The organism is Candidatus Magnetominusculus dajiuhuensis (assembly GCF_046044395.1).
Taxonomy (GTDB): domain Bacteria; phylum Nitrospirota; class Thermodesulfovibrionia; order Thermodesulfovibrionales; family Magnetobacteriaceae; genus Magnetominusculus; species Magnetominusculus dajiuhuensis.
Window position 1 is genome coordinate 1 of the sequence record NZ_JBJUSG010000073.1, and the last position, 18,221, is coordinate 18,221.

The 18,221-nt window shown below is 47.1% G+C and carries 15 protein-coding genes; 5 read left to right on the plus strand and 10 right to left on the minus strand.

Annotated elements, in window-relative coordinates; translation table 11 throughout:
* Nucleotides 1-159: 159 nt before the first annotated feature.
* Both AB7D94_RS10725 and AB7D94_RS10730 read left to right on the plus strand, forming a co-directional pair.
* Nucleotides 160-1,146 carry a Tim44 domain-containing protein gene (locus AB7D94_RS10725; protein ID WP_420265860.1) on the plus strand — a complete coding sequence of 329 codons (987 nt, stop codon included), beginning with the start codon at nucleotides 160-162 and terminating at the stop codon, nucleotides 1,144-1,146.
* Nucleotides 1,147-1,164: 18 nt separating this feature from the next.
* The gene (locus AB7D94_RS10730; protein WP_420265862.1) at nucleotides 1,165-1,836 is read left to right on the plus strand and encodes a YkgJ family cysteine cluster protein; all 672 of its coding nucleotides are present in this window, start codon (nucleotides 1,165-1,167) and stop codon (nucleotides 1,834-1,836) included.
* Between the two features lie 262 nt (nucleotides 1,837-2,098).
* Here AB7D94_RS10730 and AB7D94_RS10735 read toward each other — a convergent pair whose 3' ends face one another.
* On the minus strand, nucleotides 2,099-3,460 hold the full coding sequence (locus AB7D94_RS10735; RefSeq protein ID WP_420265864.1) for a TatD family hydrolase: 1,362 nt from the start codon (nucleotides 3,458-3,460) through the stop codon (nucleotides 2,099-2,101).
* A complete protein-coding gene (locus AB7D94_RS10740; protein ID WP_420265866.1) occupies nucleotides 3,453-4,169 on the minus strand; it encodes a hypothetical protein in 717 nt (238 codons plus the stop codon). The genes AB7D94_RS10735 and AB7D94_RS10740 overlap by 8 nt, the downstream gene beginning before the upstream one ends.
* 198 nt (nucleotides 4,170-4,367) lie before the next feature.
* Between AB7D94_RS10740 and AB7D94_RS10745 the strand changes: the two genes are divergently transcribed.
* Both AB7D94_RS10745 and AB7D94_RS10750 read left to right on the plus strand, forming a co-directional pair.
* Nucleotides 4,368-5,438, plus strand: a complete 1,071-nt coding sequence (locus AB7D94_RS10745) for an LptF/LptG family permease (RefSeq protein ID WP_420265868.1) — start codon at nucleotides 4,368-4,370, stop codon at nucleotides 5,436-5,438.
* Complete coding sequence (locus AB7D94_RS10750) at nucleotides 5,435-6,499, plus strand: LptF/LptG family permease (RefSeq protein WP_420265869.1); 1,065 nt, start codon at nucleotides 5,435-5,437, stop codon at nucleotides 6,497-6,499. Before AB7D94_RS10745 ends, AB7D94_RS10750 begins: the two co-directional genes overlap by 4 nt.
* 34 nt (nucleotides 6,500-6,533) lie before the next feature.
* Here the strand turns inward: AB7D94_RS10750 and AB7D94_RS10755 are convergent, their stop codons facing one another.
* Nucleotides 6,534-6,764 (minus strand): hypothetical protein, encoded by a 231-nt coding sequence (locus AB7D94_RS10755; protein ID WP_420265871.1) that lies wholly within the window; start codon nucleotides 6,762-6,764, stop codon nucleotides 6,534-6,536.
* A 111-nt stretch (nucleotides 6,765-6,875) separates the two neighbouring features.
* Here AB7D94_RS10755 and AB7D94_RS10760 point away from each other — a divergent pair, with 111 nt between their 5' ends.
* A complete protein-coding gene (locus AB7D94_RS10760) occupies nucleotides 6,876-9,905 on the plus strand; it encodes a WD40/YVTN/BNR-like repeat-containing protein (RefSeq protein WP_420265872.1) in 3,030 nt (1,009 codons plus the stop codon).
* Between the two features lie 285 nt (nucleotides 9,906-10,190).
* Here AB7D94_RS10760 and AB7D94_RS10765 read toward each other — a convergent pair whose 3' ends face one another.
* From AB7D94_RS10765 to AB7D94_RS10795, 7 genes are all read right to left on the minus strand, one after another.
* A complete protein-coding gene (locus tag AB7D94_RS10765) occupies nucleotides 10,191-13,319 on the minus strand; it encodes an ATP-binding protein (protein ID WP_420265874.1) in 3,129 nt (1,042 codons plus the stop codon).
* Between the two features lie 351 nt (nucleotides 13,320-13,670).
* Entirely contained in the window at nucleotides 13,671-13,925 is a 255-nt protein-coding gene (locus tag AB7D94_RS10770) for a type II toxin-antitoxin system RelE family toxin (protein ID WP_420265876.1), read from the minus strand.
* Nucleotides 13,918-14,106: a hypothetical protein gene (locus AB7D94_RS10775; protein WP_420265878.1), complete on the minus strand. Its 189-nt coding sequence runs from the start codon at nucleotides 14,104-14,106 to the stop codon at nucleotides 13,918-13,920. The genes AB7D94_RS10770 and AB7D94_RS10775 overlap by 8 nt, the downstream gene beginning before the upstream one ends.
* Before the next feature lie 181 nt (nucleotides 14,107-14,287).
* Nucleotides 14,288-14,692, minus strand: coding sequence for an Hpt domain-containing protein (locus AB7D94_RS10780; protein ID WP_420265879.1), 405 nt, complete (start codon nucleotides 14,690-14,692; stop codon nucleotides 14,288-14,290).
* A complete protein-coding gene (locus AB7D94_RS10785; RefSeq protein WP_420265881.1) occupies nucleotides 14,689-15,642 on the minus strand; it encodes a chemotaxis protein in 954 nt (317 codons plus the stop codon). The genes AB7D94_RS10780 and AB7D94_RS10785 overlap by 4 nt, the downstream gene beginning before the upstream one ends.
* Before the next feature lie 14 nt (nucleotides 15,643-15,656).
* Complete coding sequence (locus AB7D94_RS10790) at nucleotides 15,657-16,184, minus strand: chemotaxis protein CheW (RefSeq protein WP_420265883.1); 528 nt, start codon at nucleotides 16,182-16,184, stop codon at nucleotides 15,657-15,659.
* 45 nt (nucleotides 16,185-16,229) lie between these two features.
* Entirely contained in the window at nucleotides 16,230-17,900 is a 1,671-nt protein-coding gene (locus tag AB7D94_RS10795; RefSeq protein ID WP_420265884.1) for a methyl-accepting chemotaxis protein, read from the minus strand.
* Between the last annotated feature and the right edge of the window lie 321 nt (nucleotides 17,901-18,221).

Here is an 18,221-nt window from a genome sequence, read left to right on the forward strand (position 1 = left end):
CTTTCAAAAACCCTTTTATCAATAGGTGCAAATTTCTATATCGGAGCTTGGGTCTTTCATATCTATGGACTTTTCCCTGCTCAAGATATTATGATATACCACTGCTGAATTTGACATTCGGCACGGTCACCGTAGAAAATAAATTTCAGGGGGCGGATAATGGCTGAATTGAACAGAAAGAGATACATAGTCTGGATTGTGGTGGTCTTTGTTATCAGTTTGTCCTTTGCGGATGATGTCCTTGCCCGCGTGGGACGCAGCTCAAGCTCAGGCCGAAGCAGCGTTGGAAGCAGAGGTTCACGCACATCTTCCCCTCCCAGGCAACCGACGCGCACCCCTGCACCCGTGCAACAGAGGCCAGTACAACAGCCGGTTGCCCCGGCTATGCAGCCTGCCCCTGCAACGGGCGGTTTCTGGCGCAGCTTCGCCGGTGGTATGGTTGGCGGCATGGTTGGTGGAATGTTATTTCACGCCCTCGGTTTTGGTGGAGGCGGCGGCTATGGCGGTGCTGGTTATGGTGGAGTCGGTGGTGGCATCGGGCTTTTCGATATTATTGTCCTTGCCATCATTGGTTATATTATTTACAGGATAGTCAAATCGAAAAGACAGCAGTACGGCAGTGATTACGGCGGCGGGGATTATTCCAGTCCATACCAACAAATAGGACAGCCTCCCGAAGAATTGTCTTATCAGCCGGACGAGCTGATGGCCGGCCTTGACATCTTACGCCAGCATGACCGGTATTTCGATGAGGACGGATTTAGGGATATTGTCTCAGATATTTTCTATAAGGTACAGACCGCGTGGTCGCGCAGGGATTTGTCCCCCGTCAGAGGCATTATGGCATCCGAAATCTTCGGAGACCTGAACTCGGATATTTCAAAGATGAAGGCGGAGGGCCGAATCAATAAACTTGAGAACATTGGTGTCAGGGCTGTCAAATTGTCTGAGGTATGGCAGGAAAACGGCAAGGATTTTATTACCGTTGAGATTGCCGCCTCTATGCTTGACTACACTACGGACGACGCCGGCAGAGTCGTTGACGGCGATGACAGCGCCCCTGTGGGATTCCTTGAGTACTGGACTTTTGTCAGGGATATTGGTGGCTCTAACTGGCAGTTGACTGCGATTCAGCAGCCTCAGTAATGATTATAAGGAGAATTTATGGACATCCTGACTTTTGGCTCTAAGGCCGAGTGTAGCCGCTGCGGGCAGTGCTGCGTTAAGGGAAGCCCTACGCTTCACCTGGGCGATTCGCAGCTCCTCAAAGACGGCACTCTCAACTATAAAGACCTTTTTACCATTCGCGAGGGTGAGCTTGTCTACAATAACATGGACGATGAGTTTATCACTATTGATTGCGAGCTTATCAAGATACGGGAAAAGGCGGGTTGTCGCACATGTTTTTTTCACAGCGAAGACGCCTCTTCATGCGACATATATGAAAATAGGCCTGTCCAATGCCGTGCCTACGAGTGCTGGGATACGGAGAAATTTATGACCGCCTTCACCGAGGATAAACTCACTCGCGCCGAGCTGCTAAAGGGACAGCCCTCGCTTATTGAGATCGTAAATGCGCACGATTTGAAATGCTCATACAAAAATCTCGAGGGGCTTTTTTCAGAGATAGCCCAAGGGAAAGACTACACGGGCGAAGTCCTTGAAATCCTTGGTTACGACACCTACCTGCGCCCCCTGCTGATAGAGAAAACAGGAGTTCCGGAGGAATATCTTGGCTTACTGCTTGGCCGCCCGCTCATAGAAACCGTCATCATGTTTGGCTATAAAGTGGAAAAGGACGACGAGGGCAACTACTGCCTTTTGCCGATTCAGTGAGGCCGGGACTTCCGCCTTAGCGCTCAGGCGTGTACTCCTTGCCGCAAAGAATGACGTGGCTTGAAGGTAATCTTAGTCAGGTTTTCCAAGAATCGTAATCATTTTGCGGAGTTTTGACCCCCGACTTTGATTTTTTCTTCAGGGTGAATCAGCTACAGTCCGTACTTTTTGACCTTGTAGTGCATTCTTCGGTCTCATGTTGGGTGAATTGCTCATTTGAATTTAACCTGGTATGAGCTGTAATTACGCGGGGTGAATATTCTCATCCAACAACATCCAGGTGCCTTAGGCGAAACGTAGCCCCCAGCGCCGCGGCGATCTGTCGGCATTTTTCCACGTCCACGCCCGGTGCGTCAACGACCGTTGCTGTAACTTCCGGGATGCAGTCCTTCGCCCCGGCGATGAATTTTAGTACCGCCTCATAGGCACCCTCAAACGGTGGGTGTGAGAGCCGTTGGTATGTGCTGGCGTCCTGGGCGTTCAGGCTTATAGAGATGACATCAACAAGGCCTGAGAGTTCTGGCAGGATGTCCCTCTTGTGGATGAGGCAGCCGAGGCCGTTGGTGTTTATCCTGACCCGCCCCCCGTGAGTTTTAATATAACGAGAGACGTTTATTACCGTGTCAAGCCTCATCAGCGGCTCGCCGTAACCGCAAAACACCACCTCGTCAAAAACGGCAGGATTTCCTATTGATTCGATTATCTCCGCGTCCGATGGTTCGCGGCTCAATCTCAGGTTATGTCCCTTTACGAAATCCGTCTGATAGCGCACACAAAATGTACACACGTTGGTGCAGCGGTTTGTGATATTCAGATACAGGGAGTTTCTGATTTTATACGTGATTTGCCCATTGGCTGGCCGTGCGGGTTCAAGGCCAAAGAGACGGTTGGCGTTTAATGTCGTGATGCGGTCTATGTCCTCATAAGAGACGCCTCTGATCTCAGCTACCGCCCTTGCCGTGAGGGTGACATATGCCGGTTCGTTTCGTTTGCCGCGGTTTGGGGTGGGGGCCAGGTATGGGGCGTCTGTCTCAACGAGCAGGTAATCGTCGGGGATTGTCCTGACAACCGCCCTGAGAGCTGCCGAGTTTTTGAAAGTTACCGTGCCGGATATTGAGATATAAAGCCCTGAGGCCATGACCGCCTCCGCCATTTTCTCATCCCCTGAAAAACAGTGCAGGACGCCGCTTGAGACTCCTTCGCCCTTTATTATTGATACCACATCGTCTGAGGCCTCGCGGCTGTGTATAACTACCGGAAGGTTCGTCTCCTTTGCCAGGGCGATGTGCCTTATAAAGACTTCCCGCTGAATATCCACGGGACTGTGTTTGTAGTGATAATCGAGGCCGGTCTCACCTATGGCGACGACCTTTTCGTTTGACGACAAGTCTCGTATCTGGCGGTATATCTCCGGTGTAAATAGCCGGGCGTCATGGGGGTGAATACCGATGGCGGCATACACTGACGGGTAGCGTCCGGTAAGTGCGACGGCCTCTTCAATACTCTGCGGGGATGAGCCAATGGTGATCATTTTATGCACGCCCGCGTCATGTGCCCGTTGGACAACGGCATCAGCTTCACCGTCAAACGGGGACATCTCCAGATGGCAGTGTGTGTCAATCATGGAGGCCCAACACTTGTTGTCTGGTTTCAAGTATCGTATAGAATTTCAGGAGGGTGATTGCGGCAAAGGACATAAACACCCCTGACAAAAACAAAGACAGCACCACCCCCACATAGAGCATCTGGCCAAGGAGGATGTTTATTATGCTTACTGTTATCCCAACGGCAAGGAGGAAGAAGAACAGGACGATAGAGCTGCCGTAGTTGCCTTTCATGGTGCGGTAACTTTTTTTCATTGCCATAACAGGCGCTATGTCTTCGTTCATAATGATTACGAATGTCAGAATAAAGACAAAGCTGATGATGAGGGCGGGGAGAATGAGAAGCATGAGTCCGAATGTCAGGAAAATAAGAATCAGCAGTGACGCCGGTACAATCCCGCCGATTTTACGAAGCACGGCCAGATAGCCGTCAAATACATTACACGTCCCCTTGTTCACAATATCTATCGCCATCGCAACGGTTGCGCAGTGCGAGAAGACCTGCAGGAAATAATTCAACGCGCTGATGACAAACAGGCGTGGCGCAACGGCCCTGATAGCCATGATGGCCTTATCGGGGTTGCTTTCGTCCAGAGATGAGAGATCCCCGCCCATAAAGATGCTTGTTGCGATGAGCATAACTAAGGAGGCAATAATCGTGGGCGTTATGACAATAAGATTCCTCTTGATGGCATGGATGCCTTCGATAAAAATAGTTCCAAATTCCATAATAGGTTGCACACGTACGATAACACGGGAAGCACTGCGAATTCAAGGCGTAAAATCGCGACATGCAAAAAAACTATCATGGCCTGTTCACTAAACTGTGTCAAGCCTCCCTCCGAAAAAACAGAACGCTGAGAAACTGGTTTATTAGACGGCCTTTCTGCTATAATCCCTTATGGACGGTGTCATCTTTATTTAATTATGCGTGTAAAAATAATCCATAAGTATTTCTTTAGAGAGCTGCTCATATCGTTCGTTCTCAGTATAACTGCCTTTAACATGATACTGATGATGGAGCGTATCCTGAAATTCAGTATGCTGCTGTCGGGAGTTGGGGCGTCGGCCTATGATTTCCTCAAGATTATCCTATTGGTTCAGCCGCAGCTCTTTCTGCTTACCATACCTATGTCCCTTATGACGTCCGTGCTGTTTACCTATGGCAGGCTCAACGCGGACAATGAGATTATTGTTTTAAAGGCGGTAGGGGTGTCCTTTGCCGCGTTGACAAGGCCGGTGTTTTTCTTTGGCTTCCTGTGTTTTTGCGCCTCAGCGTTCAATAGTTTTTATCTCGGCCCGGCGACCTCGACTTCACTCAGGGAAGACATTACAAGCATAATTATAAATAAATCCCCAATGGCAATCAAAGAGGGGGTGTTTTATACGCTGTTTAAGAATGTCGTCGTCTTAGTCAGGGAAAAACCCTCTGACCGCACCATCAAAGATGTGTTCATATATGACAAGAGAGACGATACCAGGCACTGGACTATCTTCGCCAAAGAAGGCAGCATTAATGTCTACGGGGCAGGCGGCATCGAGTTTGTCCTGAAAAACGGCGAGGTGTTTTTGCCGGACAATAAGTCCATTACGAAAATAGCGTTCGGCTCCTATAATATGATAATCAAGTTTAGTCCTGAGATTACCTCGCAGATAAGCGAACTCACGCCGTTTGAGGTGCTGAAGCGCACAAGGGAGACCACAGGGGAGGAGCGCATATCTGTGTTTCTGGAGTTTCACCGGCGGCTCACGCTGCCGTTACTGGTGCTGATTATGAGTTTCTTTGCGCCTGCCTTTGCGATGATTTCAGCCAAGACCGGCAAGCTCGGCGGCCTCAGCCTTGCGATGCTTGTATTTTTGGCATATTACAGCATGTTGATATATTTTGAGAAACTCGCAAGGACAGGGGGAATCTCACACGTCGCGGCCGGATGGATCCCATTTGTCAGCCTGCTTATCATATCAATTTATTTTTTCAGGAAGGAAAACTCCAGATGAGCGTTATCGTACGCCACTATGTGAAGAGTATGCTCCTGCATGTGCTGGTCATCTCGGTGGGATTTGCTATGGTAATGGGCACATTTGAGGTTATAGACAAGCTGGATAAGATAGTGAAGTTCTCCCCTTCATTCAGCGATATGGTAATGTTCTGGTTGTATATCACACCTAAGTATTTCAAATATCTCCTGCCGATGTCTGTACTAATGGCAACCCTTATGGTCTTCGGACAGGCGTCCAGATATAATGAATTAATCGCATATAAGGCGGCAGGAGGCAGGATAAAGAGGTTGTTTATTCCATTTATAGCTATAGCCATTTTGCTGTCGGCGGCTGATTTTGCGGTTGACGAGTACGTATCAAGCCGGTTTAACCTTGAGGCCAACAATCTCCTCTATAAGATAAAAAACAAGCGCGACAGGTTGGTTTATAAAACCACAGACATCTGGTTTATGGAAAAAAAGGACATGATAGTAAATGCCAACTTTTACGACCCGCAGCAGAAGGCCCTCTACTACGTTACCGCCTTTATTACCAAAGAAAACGGGATAACTGAGATTATCAAGGGCAAGATATGCGTGTGGGAAGGTGGGCGATGGGTAGTTCACGGCGGCACGCGCTATGACGCCGAAAAACTGGCCATCAAGCCTTTCGATGCAATCCCCCTCGGCGAATTCAGCGCCATCAACGTCTATGAAGAGAACGAACTCATAGCCGACGAGATGCCGTTTTCAGAACTTAACAAGTATAACAAACGTCTGAAGGCCGCCGGATATAACAACCAGAAGAGCCTCGTTGATATGTACGCCAAACTCGCGTATCCATTTACGTGTCTGGTGATGATGCTCCTGGGGGTTGCCATATCGTCGAGGTTTAAGATGGGCAGCGGGCTTATTAATGCCGGCATCGCCATAGTCATAAGCCTCCTCTATTGGATAGCCTATGCGATGGCCATATCGTTTGGCTATTCAGGCATGTTCGGGCCGCTGTTCGCGCCATGGATTGTACCGCTGATGTTTGCCGCCACCGGTTGTTTCCTTTATATGAAGATGCAGGAATGACCAAAGTGAATAGTTTCAGACACTCCCAATTAACCTATTTAAGAAACGTCTTGAGCATGGCGAAGATGGCGATTAACTGCCCTGCCCAGAAGATAAACATCCATTTTAACGTCTCAGACTTGGATTTCTCTATTTCTGCCCGTAATTCGAGTTTCACATTTTCAAGGTCTGATTTAGTAGCGAGTTCTTTTCTTGATTCGCTGTCAACCTTGTTAAATATCTCCACGAAGGCTTCTGACGCCTCATCGCCTAACTTATCTCGCAACGCTCGTCGGTATCGCTATCACGCTCATGGCTCTATTATACCTTAAAGAAATAAATATGACAATCCATTTGTCGCGCCCAAAACGTCTTCCTATAAGGAGGTAAGAACTAAATGTATTATTGCCGAAACTTTATTGCATTTCTTGCTACAGTTACAGCGCTCATACTTATACCAATAGCAGTGGCGGTGGCAGTCCCCCCCACGCAATGGCTTTCACGCGGGATTGGAGGGGGAGGCGCCCTGTATTGCCCAAGTTTCAGCCCTCACAACGCTAACGAACTCTATATTGCCTGCGACATGAGCGGCTTGTTTCACTCCACAGATTTGGGCGCGTCGTGGAATGTTGTGGATTTCAGACAGATACAGTCATTTCATTACACCCTGGTTCAGTTCACCAGCAACCCGTCCATACTTTATTCCCTTGATTATTCGTCTGACAACGGCACAAACGCGGCACGTCCGTCAAAGAGTACAGATGGCGGTGTGACATGGACGCCCCTCTCAGGATGGCCTGCCTCCAACAGGGTTTTTAAAGTGTTTGCAGACCCGAACAGCACTACGAGGCTTATCATAACAACCGTAAATCAGATGTATTTTTCAAGTGACGGTGGCAATACCTTTACCTTGAGATACACCGATGCCACAGGTAATGGATTATCCATTGGCGGTGCTCTTTTCGATGGGCAAAACATTTATGCCGGTACTAACGCAGGGCTTTTGGTTTCCGGCGATGGTGGCTCAACGTTCACTATTTCTAATGTTACCGGAGTTCCCGCCAGCGAGGCCATCTTCTCATTTGCGGGAGCCAAACAAGGGACAACCACACGTCTTTACGCCGTAACAGTTGATGCCAGTAAGATGACCGTCACCGGCAAAACCGACCCGCTCACATCGGAAGACATATACGGGTCGTATAGAAATGTCTACACGCTGGACATAGGGCAAAACACCTGGATACAGAAAGTCACGGGCATTGCAAGCGGCGACCAGCCGGTGCTCGTATCTATGGCATTAAATGACATATCAACCGCCTACCTCGCAGGGCGGATTGCGCCTGTGGGGTCAGCTTTGGCCGGTGCATCCCCCGTTATCTACAAGACCACTAACGGCGGGAGTTCATGGCAGAGTACTTTCCTGACAACCAACAACCAAAATATCTATACGGGATGGACGGGACAGGGAGGAGATATGGGCGGCGGCAATTGGTGGTGGAGCAACACACCCATTGGTTTTGCGGTAGCGCCCAACGACTCCGGTAAAGTGGTCTATACCGACAAGGGCGGTGTCCCACACCTTACTACTGACGGCGGCGCGACATGGCGCCAGATTTATACTGACTCAACTATACAACATCCAATTGGAACATCCACGCCTTCGAAACAGTATTACCGCGGTGCGGGGCTTGAACCTACTCTCAGCCTGTGGCTTACATGGACAGACTCGTCCAATCTGTTTGCCGGTTTTGGCGATATTACCGCCATCAGAAGCAAAGATGGCGGCAATACATGGGGATTTGACTGGACTGGCCTGAATTTCAATATAAGCGGCCACAATAACTACTCCACTGAGGTATTTCACGTAACCAAACATCCCTCTAACGGTACCCTCTATGCGAGCCAGTCAAATGGTTCTGGAGAAATCTACCATCCCGTAGGTCTTACCGATGCCTATATAGACAATATCGGCGGCGGTGGGATTCGCTACTCAACTGACGGCGGCCAATCATGGACGACACTTCACGTTTTCGGCTCTCCCGGCTATCCTGTTATATGGACGGCCATTGATCCAAATAACACTAACAGGATGTATGCAAGCGTTGTAAACAGCACTCAGGGGGGAATCTACGCCTCCAACAACATTCAAAACGGGGCGTCATCAACATGGACAAGGCTTACGAATCCAACGAGGACAGAAGGACATCCCTATAACGTGTATGTTCTTAACGACGGTACGGTCGTAGCCACATTTTCCGGGCGCAGAAACAGCACAGGTGCTTTTACCCAAAGTTCGGGTGTCTTCATAAGCGGCGACGGCGGCGGCACATGGACAGACCGCAGCGACCCCGGAATGCTTTACTATACTAAGGGTATGGCCATTGATCCCAACGATAGCACTCAAAATACATGGTACGTAAGTACTGTTACCAGTTGGGGAAGCAAAAGCATACAGGGCGGCCTTTTTAAAACAACCAACCGGGGCCAGACGTGGAACAAGATATTCAGCGCAAACAGTGTGGAGTCCTGTACCGTCAACCCCCACAATCCAAACGAGATATACCTTGCCACCTCTACCAGCGGCCTTTGGTACAGCAGTAACGCCACAGATAATACGCCCGCGTTTACTCAGGTATCCTCATATCCCTTCCGCAATCCCTCAGGGATTTTCTTCAATCCTTACAATCAGAATGAAATATGGGTTTTAAGTAACGGCAATGGATTGCGCGTTGGACAGACGTCATCTTCATACACCCTAAGTGTAACCAAAACCGGAAACGGAACAATAACAAGCTCACCACAGGGCATAAGCTGCGGCTCAACATGTTCGTCATCATATACATCCACCACGTCTGTAACGTTGACGGCAACGGCAGACTCCAGCTCCGCCTTTTCAAGCTGGACAGGGTGTGATAACACCAGCGGTTATCAATGTACCATCACAATGTCGTCAAATAGGTCTGTAAAGACCATTTTTACATCGGGGTCATCGGACAATGTGACTGCCGCCGCGGCGATTAATGAAATCTATAATCAATATACCTCGTGGTTTGGGTCAACATCGGGAGACCTGATTACGGGGACATCCGGCGGAGTTACATACTATGTCCAATGGTTTACCAACGGTGCCGCCCTTGTCGCCTGGACAGATGGATATATTTACACGTATTACAACGGCCAGTGGTTCGGGTTGGGGCTGACATGGCAAACATTAGGAAAGGCAGCCGCGGCGATTACCGCAATCTATAATCAATATGCCTCGTGGTTTGGGTCAAAATCCGGGGGCATAATTGCGGGGACATCTGGCGGGGCTACATACTATGCCCAATGGTTTACCAGCGGTACCGCCCTTGTAGCCTGGACAGATGGGACTATGTTTACTTACTACAACGGTACATGGTATCAGTTAGGGGTAAACTGGAGGTAGGATATATTTATTCTCCATCATATGTAAGCGGTAGTTGCTTAGATTGTTGTCATCATTGTCCCTTTCCGTCATTCCGGCTTGTCCGGAATCGTACCTTAAATGGTTGTTTCATGATGATTTTTCCTATTCTGAGATATAAGGACAGATTCTGGACAAGCCGGAATGACAAAATAAGGGCGGAATGACAGACTAAGAAAAGGACAGACCAGAAATCATCGCAACTTCCAATGAAAACTTGTTTTATCCATCAGAACAAATTACCGTGAAGCTGGAGGTAGGCAATACTCAGGATGGGGTAGGCTCTCCCTGGCCTACAGGCAGGATTACCGTTACGGATGTCCCTATGCCCTCTGTGCTTTCTATACTAACGGTGCCGCCGTGGCGTTTTACTATCCCATCCACTATGGACAGCCCCAATCCCTTGCCCGAACCCACTTCTTTTGTCGTATAAAATGGAACGAACGCCCGTTTCACCGCATCCGCGGACATGCCTGCGCCGTCGTCCTCTATCGTAATTTGAATCGTCTCGCCATAAGTTATATCTACAAGATTTTTATGCGAAGTGGTTATCGTTATATTGCCTGCGTCAAGGCCAACGGCTTGAATTGAGTTTTCCAGTATATGATAGAAACACTGGTTTATCGCCTTAGGCTCACAGGGATACATTGGCAGCTCTGAATAATTCCTGATGATATTCACTTTAGAGTTCTCGGATACCAGCATTGACAATGTCTCGTCAATGCACCTGTTTATATCCACATCCGCAACTTCCGCCGTGTTGAGCCGTGAAAATTGCTTCAACCCACTGACGACCTCCATTATCCTGCCGATACCCCTGTCCGACGAGCTAATTTTATTATTCATCATAGAAATCATGTCAAGGACCTTGTCCTGTTGCAAAGACTTTATTTGTTCCTCTGTCAGGGACTCCGGTGTGGACACAAGTTGAGAATGTCTTATAAACTGTTCAACTTTCACGAGATATTTTTTAAATGTGCTTATAGATGTTTTAATAAATGACAACGGATTATTTATCTCATGCGCTATACCAGCGGCCAGCGTCGTAACGCTTGCCGCCCTGTCCATCTCAATAAACTGCATCTCCTTATGGCGCTGAATTACCCCCGCAAGTATATGCGCTATACTTGTTAAGAACTGTTCATCCTCATCATTACGATCATATCCGGCCTTTATATAGATATTTATTACTCCCAACAATGCGGTAGATGACTCGATGGGTACGCAGTAATGTCCGTGCGCGGTAGTGTCTTTAAATTTAATCTGATGTTCGTCTCCATTGCAATCATTTGAAAACACTACTTTTTTAGTGGACGCCGCCAACCCGCACAGACATCTGCCGTATGGAAGCCTTGAGCATACCGACATATGTTCCCTGCTGAGGTTATGAGATACCACCATTTGAAGTGTCTCAGCTTTTTCGTCACAAATAAATATTGACCCTTTCGATTGGAATGAACTGCGCGACTGGATCAATAGCATATCTAATACCATTTGCAGTTTAACCTCAAATGAATCAGGCGACAATGATATGTAAAGGGCAACGTTCACTATTCTACCATCTTTTATACGTTTGTCTGTTATTGCCTGTTGTTTTAATAATTCATTATAGCTTTTCATTAACACTAATTTTGTCTTATTTCTGTAAGTTATAAATATAACAACCGCAAGTATTATAGTCATACATAATAATATATACATAAGATTTTTAACAATATCAATTTTAATATCAGAAATGTCAACAAGTAAATAGACATGCCAATTAATACCTTTATAATGCAGTTCTTCCTTCAAATATTCTACGTCTGTATATTCATGTGCTTGTGACTGATGGCGGATTGTAATAAATGAATAACCATCCTTTTCTGATTTATTTACAATTGGCAATGGCAACAACGGTTCATCGCCGTATTGCTTCCTGCCTCTGAGCCTTTGTAAAATATCCTCTGGTATCTTGTCCATTACGTGATACATGTATCTCGTATCACTGGAATAAAAAACAACCTCGTTCTTATCTATTGCAAGTAATAATTCTTGGCTCCGGTCGGTCCGAGGCACAAATAAATCAATCCTGTATTTTATCACGACAACGCCAATTATCTCATCGCCGTCCCTTATCGAATATGACGTATAATAACCTGGTTGTTTTGACACAATACCCATGGCTACCTCCGAGCCGGGAATCCCTTTTATGGCGTCTTTGAAATAGTCTCTGAAACTATAATTCATGCCAATAAAACTATCTAACGTGTTATAGTTACTCGATAGAATTGTATTACCATCCTTGTTGATTACATAAATAACAGACGACCCAATTGTCTCACTGAACTGGCGTAAGGTCTCGTTCATAGTATTGCTCTTATCAGGATGCTTTACACTTTCTATAATGAAATGATTAATCGCTAAATATTTATGGAAGGTTTGGTAGTGATTTACCTTATCTGACAAATAAGTGTCATACACATTTAAACGCTCTAAGGACGCTTCATGAATTTTCCTTAATGAACTGTCTTTAGTCCAGATGATCGTCAATATCAATAGAATTATGGTCATTACAGATATGAAAAAAATAAGATTATTATTATATAAATAACCCGCTGTTAATTTTTGCTTGCCAGAACCATCTGGATTAATATCGTTGTCCTCCGTCATCTCTTTCACCTTGGGGCTTTCCGCCATTATCCTGATTATGCCCACGATAGAAAAAGCGACGACAAAGACCGAAAATGCCCTAAACACCTGAACCGGAATATGGACGACAGAAAGAAAACTCTCTGTATTAAGAATATTAGCTGGGAAGATACCGCATTTTGGTACGACTAACCCCGCAAAAAAGGCATATGCCATGAAAAATAACTCGGCAATTTTAAAGAATTTATTATATTTACCGCGTTGTGAGCCTTCCACGTTATCAGCTCTATTGCGATAGGCGGCCAGGCCAACCGCAGTCAGCAACGCCCCCGGTAACGCAATAAAATATCTCGAAAATATCTGTCCCGTTATGAGCCATTCCCCCGAATTATATCTGATAATAAGAGCAATGGCCAAAACCGCGGGAATCAACCACCACCGCAGCAGTCGGGATAAGCCGTTGCGAGAGGCTTTCGTTCCAGCTAAACGCCTGCCAAATTCAAACAGGAAACAAAACGATGACGTCAAAAAAATAAGGCTCGTCACCCTCAGGATTTTATAAGATGGAAATATAAACACCGCCATATCCAGCCATTCATTTACGCCGTGCAGCAAGGCAAACGAGGACAGCAGCCAGATTGTCTTTGTTATTCTGAAAAGACCGTAGGTGTTAGGGCGGACAAGGATTGACACACCCATGAATATAAAGGCAAATCCATAGACGAGAAACACATAACCCATGTTATTTGCAAAAAACTGTGCCATAGACTCAATTCACCACCATCGTCAAGTGCCGCTGCTTATATTTAAAAACACTAAGGCTATGATTGTCAAGGATTAAAGACGAAGGGCAAACGCATTAGAAATTGTCTCCATTATTTTTGTCACCGCCATTATTTTTGTCATTCCGGCTTGTCCGGAATCTGTCCTTATGCCTCAGAATATGCACAATCATCATGAAACTCCCACTAAAGGGAAGATTCCAGACAAGCCGGAATGACGGCAAGGGACAAAGCCGGAATGATTGCATAGGTATCTTCTGCTTTATTTTTCAAATGCGATTGCCCTGGATTAAAGACGAAGGGGGGTAACCCAGCTAACAGACGCGCAAACTATCTATCTATATATATCGCGTCTGTGGCCTACGGCTTGAATAACAAGCGTGCTATTGTCGTCAACTGTGTAAATAAGACGCCAATCTCCTACTCTAAGTTTGAACGCCCCCTTAAGGTCTCCCGATAAGCACTCCGGTATTACATCATGAAAGTGCATAGATAACCATAAAGTCTTTTTTAAGATTCTATGCACTATCTGCCTTTCGATCTTATCTAAATCTCTGAGCGCGTCCTCTGTCCATTCAATATTAAACAAATCTTCGCATTACCACATCATGCGGAATTCTCTTTGCCGTATTACTTAGCCTTTGTTGCAGCACTGCCTTAAAATCTTCTCTGAGCTGAAGCCCTGTATCGGGGTCACCGATAACCTCAACAACCTTTTGTTCAATAAACCGTTCTAAATCCTCAAGAGACATGTCCTTCACTTCAATCATAAACTCACCCCCGCAGCTCTATTGTATAATATTCTAATCAACAAAATAAATCACTCCAAGGACAAACGCATCAGGATTAAAGACGAAGGGGGGTAACCCCCCTTCACCCGTAAATCTCGCCACGTTTTGTCTATCGCGTTTGGGCTGCCGCCCGTTGGCGGCTTCATGTACTCCGATTAACCTAAACCCCTTGCTTAGTGAGGCGCTGGTGTAAATCCTGAAGTTTCGCAATCTGCAGCGTTACGTTTCTGGAGTCACTCTTTTTTATATCTCCGATAAGTTCTCTGATTTTATCTATTGCCTCAAGGATGGTGTTTATCGTGTTGTCATCAGGGAGGATTCGCTTTTCTCGGAAGATCTCAAGGATATCCTCCAGATTGTGCGCGAGTTTTTCGATGTTTTTCAGCTTGAGCAGTGACGCGCCCGATTTCGTCGAATGCGCGTCTCTGAAAATCACGCGTATCTTCTCGTCATACGACCCAAGTCTCTCCCTAAGGCGCAATATCGTCACCTCTATGTTGCTTAACCGCTCCGCCGTCTCAACGACATAGGCCGCTATGACATCGGCGTCGTCATGAAAATTCATTGCGGTCTTTCAATAAGCTCTATGGCATATCCCGCCATCTTGTCTATGTCCGGCTTACACACCTGACAGTCAGCCCCGACTGATTTACCCTTATGAATAAGCTCATCAGTTATTATCGAAGAGTATAAAATAACGGGGAGTTTCTTAAGCTCCTTATCTTCTTTTATCCTTTTAGTCAGCGTAAAGCCGTCTAATTTCGGCATCTCTATATCCGCTATCACTATATCAACGAAATCCCTGATGTCCTTGCCCTCTTTCACCGCCATATCCGCCATTTCCTTCAGGCAGATAAACGCGTCCTCCCCGTTGTTGAGTATGTTCGTCCTGAAGTTGGAATGCTCCAGAGACTTTTTCAGCATCATACGAATAGTTGACGAGTCCTCGGCAACCACCGCCATGTAATTCTTCTTCGCCACGACCGATGTCTGCCACTTGTGCTGTATAGACTCAGGATTAAGCACCGAAATAATATGTTCAAGGTCAAGCAGTTGGATAAAGTGGTCGTCCTTTATCAGCGTCCCTATGACGACATTCGTTCCCAGTTTGTTAATAAACTCGTTCGGCGGTATCAGGTCTTTCCACATAAACCTGTGAATCTCTGTTACCCCTGATACGATAAACCCCTGCACGGTACGGCTGAACTCGGTAATAATCACATTTTCAAAAGGACTCCTGTGACGGTTTATCTTCAGCCACACGCTTAGGTCAATTATCGGCACTATGTGATTACGCAGCGGTATAGTTCCCATAAAACACGGGTCCTGCGAGTGCTCCTTCTGCTCCATCTTAGGGGATTCTATGACCTCCATTACTTTGGCCACATTCATCCCAAAATAGCGATGCACCACCTTACCGCCATCCTGCTCATCAAGAAAAAACTCCAGTACCTCGAACTCGTTCGTCCCCGCGTCAAGGAGTATCTGAGACTTAATCTCGTCTATAACGTTCATGTCGCCCATGTCATTTACACGGCCATCGCCATTTCTTGTTCGACCGCATCCTCTTGTTGCATAAGGCCGCTACGCATTGAGGCCATATCGTCTGTTGAGAACACCCTGTCTATGTCGAGGATTATCGTGAAGCGGTCATTGCGCTTGCCCATGCCCTTTATAAAATTGGTGTCAAGCGCTGTGCCGATACTTGGCGCAGGCTCTATATTGTCCGCCTCAAGCTCCATTACCTCCTGGACAGAATCCACCACCGCCCCAAGCACCGTCTGCGTCTTCCCAATCATAACCTCTACGATTATGACGCACGTGTTCACGGTCTTTTCAAACTGGCGCATACCAAATTTCACGCTCAAATCCACAACCGGCACAACGCTGCCGCGTATGTTTATAACGCCGTTCATGTAAGACGGCATCTGGGGAACTCTCGTAACCGTCGTATATTCAAGCACCTCCCTGACCTTCGATATGTCTATCGCAAATGTCTCCTCATCGAGGACAAACGTCAGGTACTGCGTGGTCTCTGTTATCCCTGTAACAGCCATCTCACACCTCCATGTTTAATAGGTTTTCAAAAGCCTTCAGACCCTTTAATACTTTTCAAAGTCGCTGTCATCGGTGTGGTCTTTGCTATCCTCTAAATCAATGGTTTTGCCTTTGGACGGCGCGAGCGAGCGCGATGGTGCGGCGGCCTTTGGCCTTGCCGCCATGTGCGCTAATGCCGGTTGCTTATGCTTGGGTTTTGGCAGAAATTTTGTTGTGCCTTCGCCGGTCTTAAAGTATGCGATTGTGGCTTGCATCTGCTCAGACTGCGACGACAGCTCCTCGCTTGTGGAGGCCATCTGCTCAGCGGCTGAAGCGTTTTGCTGGATTACCTGGTCAAGCTGCTGGATTGCCTTGTTTATCTGCTCCGCGCCGGTGTTTTGCTCGTTGCTCGCCGCGGTTATCTCCTGCACTAAATCTGCGGTCTTTCTTATATCTGGCACTAATTTATTGAGCATCGTGCCGGCCTGCTCCGCTATACTCACGCTTGAGGCTGATAATTCACTTATCTCACCGGCTGCCTTTTGGCTTCTCTCCGCAAGTTTCCTCACTTCTGAGGCCACTACCGCAAATCCCTTGCCGTGTTCACCAGCGCGCGCTGCTTCGATTGCCGCGTTTAATGCTAATAGGTTTGTCTGCCTGGCGATTTCCTCTATGATTGAAATCTTGCTCGCTATCTCTTTCATCGCAGTGACGGCCTGTGTAACCGCCTTACCGCCTTCAAGGGCGTCTTTTGCCGCCGTCGTTGCGATTGCCTCAGTTTGTCTGGAGTTGTCGGTCGTCTGCCTGATGTTTGAGGTCATCTCTTCCATTGAGGAAGATGTCTCCTCTACGGAGGCCGCCTGCTCGGTCGCGCCCTCTGAGAGCTGCTGGGCACCCGACGATAGTTCACCGCTGCCCGCCGCCACGTTATCAGCCGCTGAGCGTACGCTGGCTACTATTTCTTTTAATTTCTCGACCATTGTCTTCATAGCTAATAAAATTCCGACCTCGGACTTCCTGCCGGTCTCAAATCTCATCGTCAAATCCCCGTCAGCAACACCCTGCGCTATGCTTGCAATATAATGAGGCTCTCCACCCAACTGTTTTAATAAACTCACCGTTATCCACATGGCAACCGCAATAGCCATGATTACGGCTATAACAGATAAAATAATGATTAACGAGCGGGCGCTCTTATATGTGTCGTCGGCATGTTTAGCCGCAGCGTCCAGATGCTCTTCCTGGTGCTTTTTGAGCTTTACAATGGCCTCAAGATAGGTAAGCTGCAACGGCCTTACCTTTGATATGAGAAAGTCCTTTGCCTCGGCCTGTTTGCCCTCCGCCGCAAGTTTTAGAAATTCCTCCTGACCGGGAACATATGCCGCCCTCGCGTCGGTAATGGCCTTTAACATCGCCTTGCCCGAATCACTTTGAACCAACTGTGCAAGTTTGTCCAGGTTGGCGCTAATATCTTTTCTATCTTCCTTAATCGCGTCCAATTCCTTCTGTATCAGCTCTTTATTGTCTAATAGCAGCGTGTTACGCATATGGCGGGCTATATTGAGGACGTCTATGGTTAAACTAGTGCAGCTTGCTACCTTTGGATATTCCACCTTGACCGTATCGGCCAACTCATTGTTAAGACTCCCAAGGCTGCTTATGCCCATAATCGCCACCACCAAAAGCAAAACAACAACTATACCAAACGCCAGTCCCAACCTTGTGCCTGTTTTCATGTTTGCTAACATCCTTCCTCCTCATTGTTAATTTATGCGTGTACTTATCCACGCGCGCCCACGATTTCATATCAACACATCCGCCTACCGCGACGTGTGGAATAATAACACATATATATCACAAGATGTCAAGAAAAAAATATCACGTGTCAGGCGAAACAAGACGGGCGATAGGAAAAAGGGATGTAGGAGTGGGCGTGACCACGCCGGTGAGGGCAGGGCAAACGCATTAGAAATTGTATCCCTTATTTTTGTCACCTCCCTTATTTTTGTCATTCCGGCTTGCAGACTGTGTCACAATAGTAAAGCAGCCCCCCCCCC

Bases quoted from the DNA above. Each gene is read 5' to 3' on its own strand.
- AB7D94_RS10765 (WP_420265874.1), bottom strand. From the start codon at position 13,319: ATGGCACAGTTTTTTGCAAATAACATGGGTTATGTGTTTCTCGTCTAT.
- AB7D94_RS10795 (WP_420265884.1), bottom strand. From the start codon at position 17,900: ATGAAAACAGGCACAAGGTTGGGACTGGCGTTTGGTATAGTTGTTGTT.
- AB7D94_RS10725 (WP_420265860.1), top strand. From the start codon at position 160: ATGGCTGAATTGAACAGAAAGAGATACATAGTCTGGATTGTGGTGGTC.
- AB7D94_RS10730 (WP_420265862.1), top strand. From the start codon at position 1,165: ATGGACATCCTGACTTTTGGCTCTAAGGCCGAGTGTAGCCGCTGCGGG.
- AB7D94_RS10750 (WP_420265869.1), top strand. From the start codon at position 5,435: ATGAGCGTTATCGTACGCCACTATGTGAAGAGTATGCTCCTGCATGTG.
- AB7D94_RS10785 (WP_420265881.1), bottom strand. From the start codon at position 15,642: ATGAACGTTATAGACGAGATTAAGTCTCAGATACTCCTTGACGCGGGG.
- AB7D94_RS10740 (WP_420265866.1), bottom strand. From the start codon at position 4,169: ATGGAATTTGGAACTATTTTTATCGAAGGCATCCATGCCATCAAGAGG.
- AB7D94_RS10735 (WP_420265864.1), bottom strand. From the start codon at position 3,460: ATGATTGACACACACTGCCATCTGGAGATGTCCCCGTTTGACGGTGAA.
- AB7D94_RS10745 (WP_420265868.1), top strand. From the start codon at position 4,368: ATGCGTGTAAAAATAATCCATAAGTATTTCTTTAGAGAGCTGCTCATA.
- AB7D94_RS10780 (WP_420265879.1), bottom strand. From the start codon at position 14,692: ATGAATTTTCATGACGACGCCGATGTCATAGCGGCCTATGTCGTTGAG.
- AB7D94_RS10760 (WP_420265872.1), top strand. From the start codon at position 6,876: ATGTATTATTGCCGAAACTTTATTGCATTTCTTGCTACAGTTACAGCG.
- AB7D94_RS10775 (WP_420265878.1), bottom strand. From the start codon at position 14,106: ATGATTGAAGTGAAGGACATGTCTCTTGAGGATTTAGAACGGTTTATT.
- AB7D94_RS10790 (WP_420265883.1), bottom strand. From the start codon at position 16,184: ATGGCTGTTACAGGGATAACAGAGACCACGCAGTACCTGACGTTTGTC.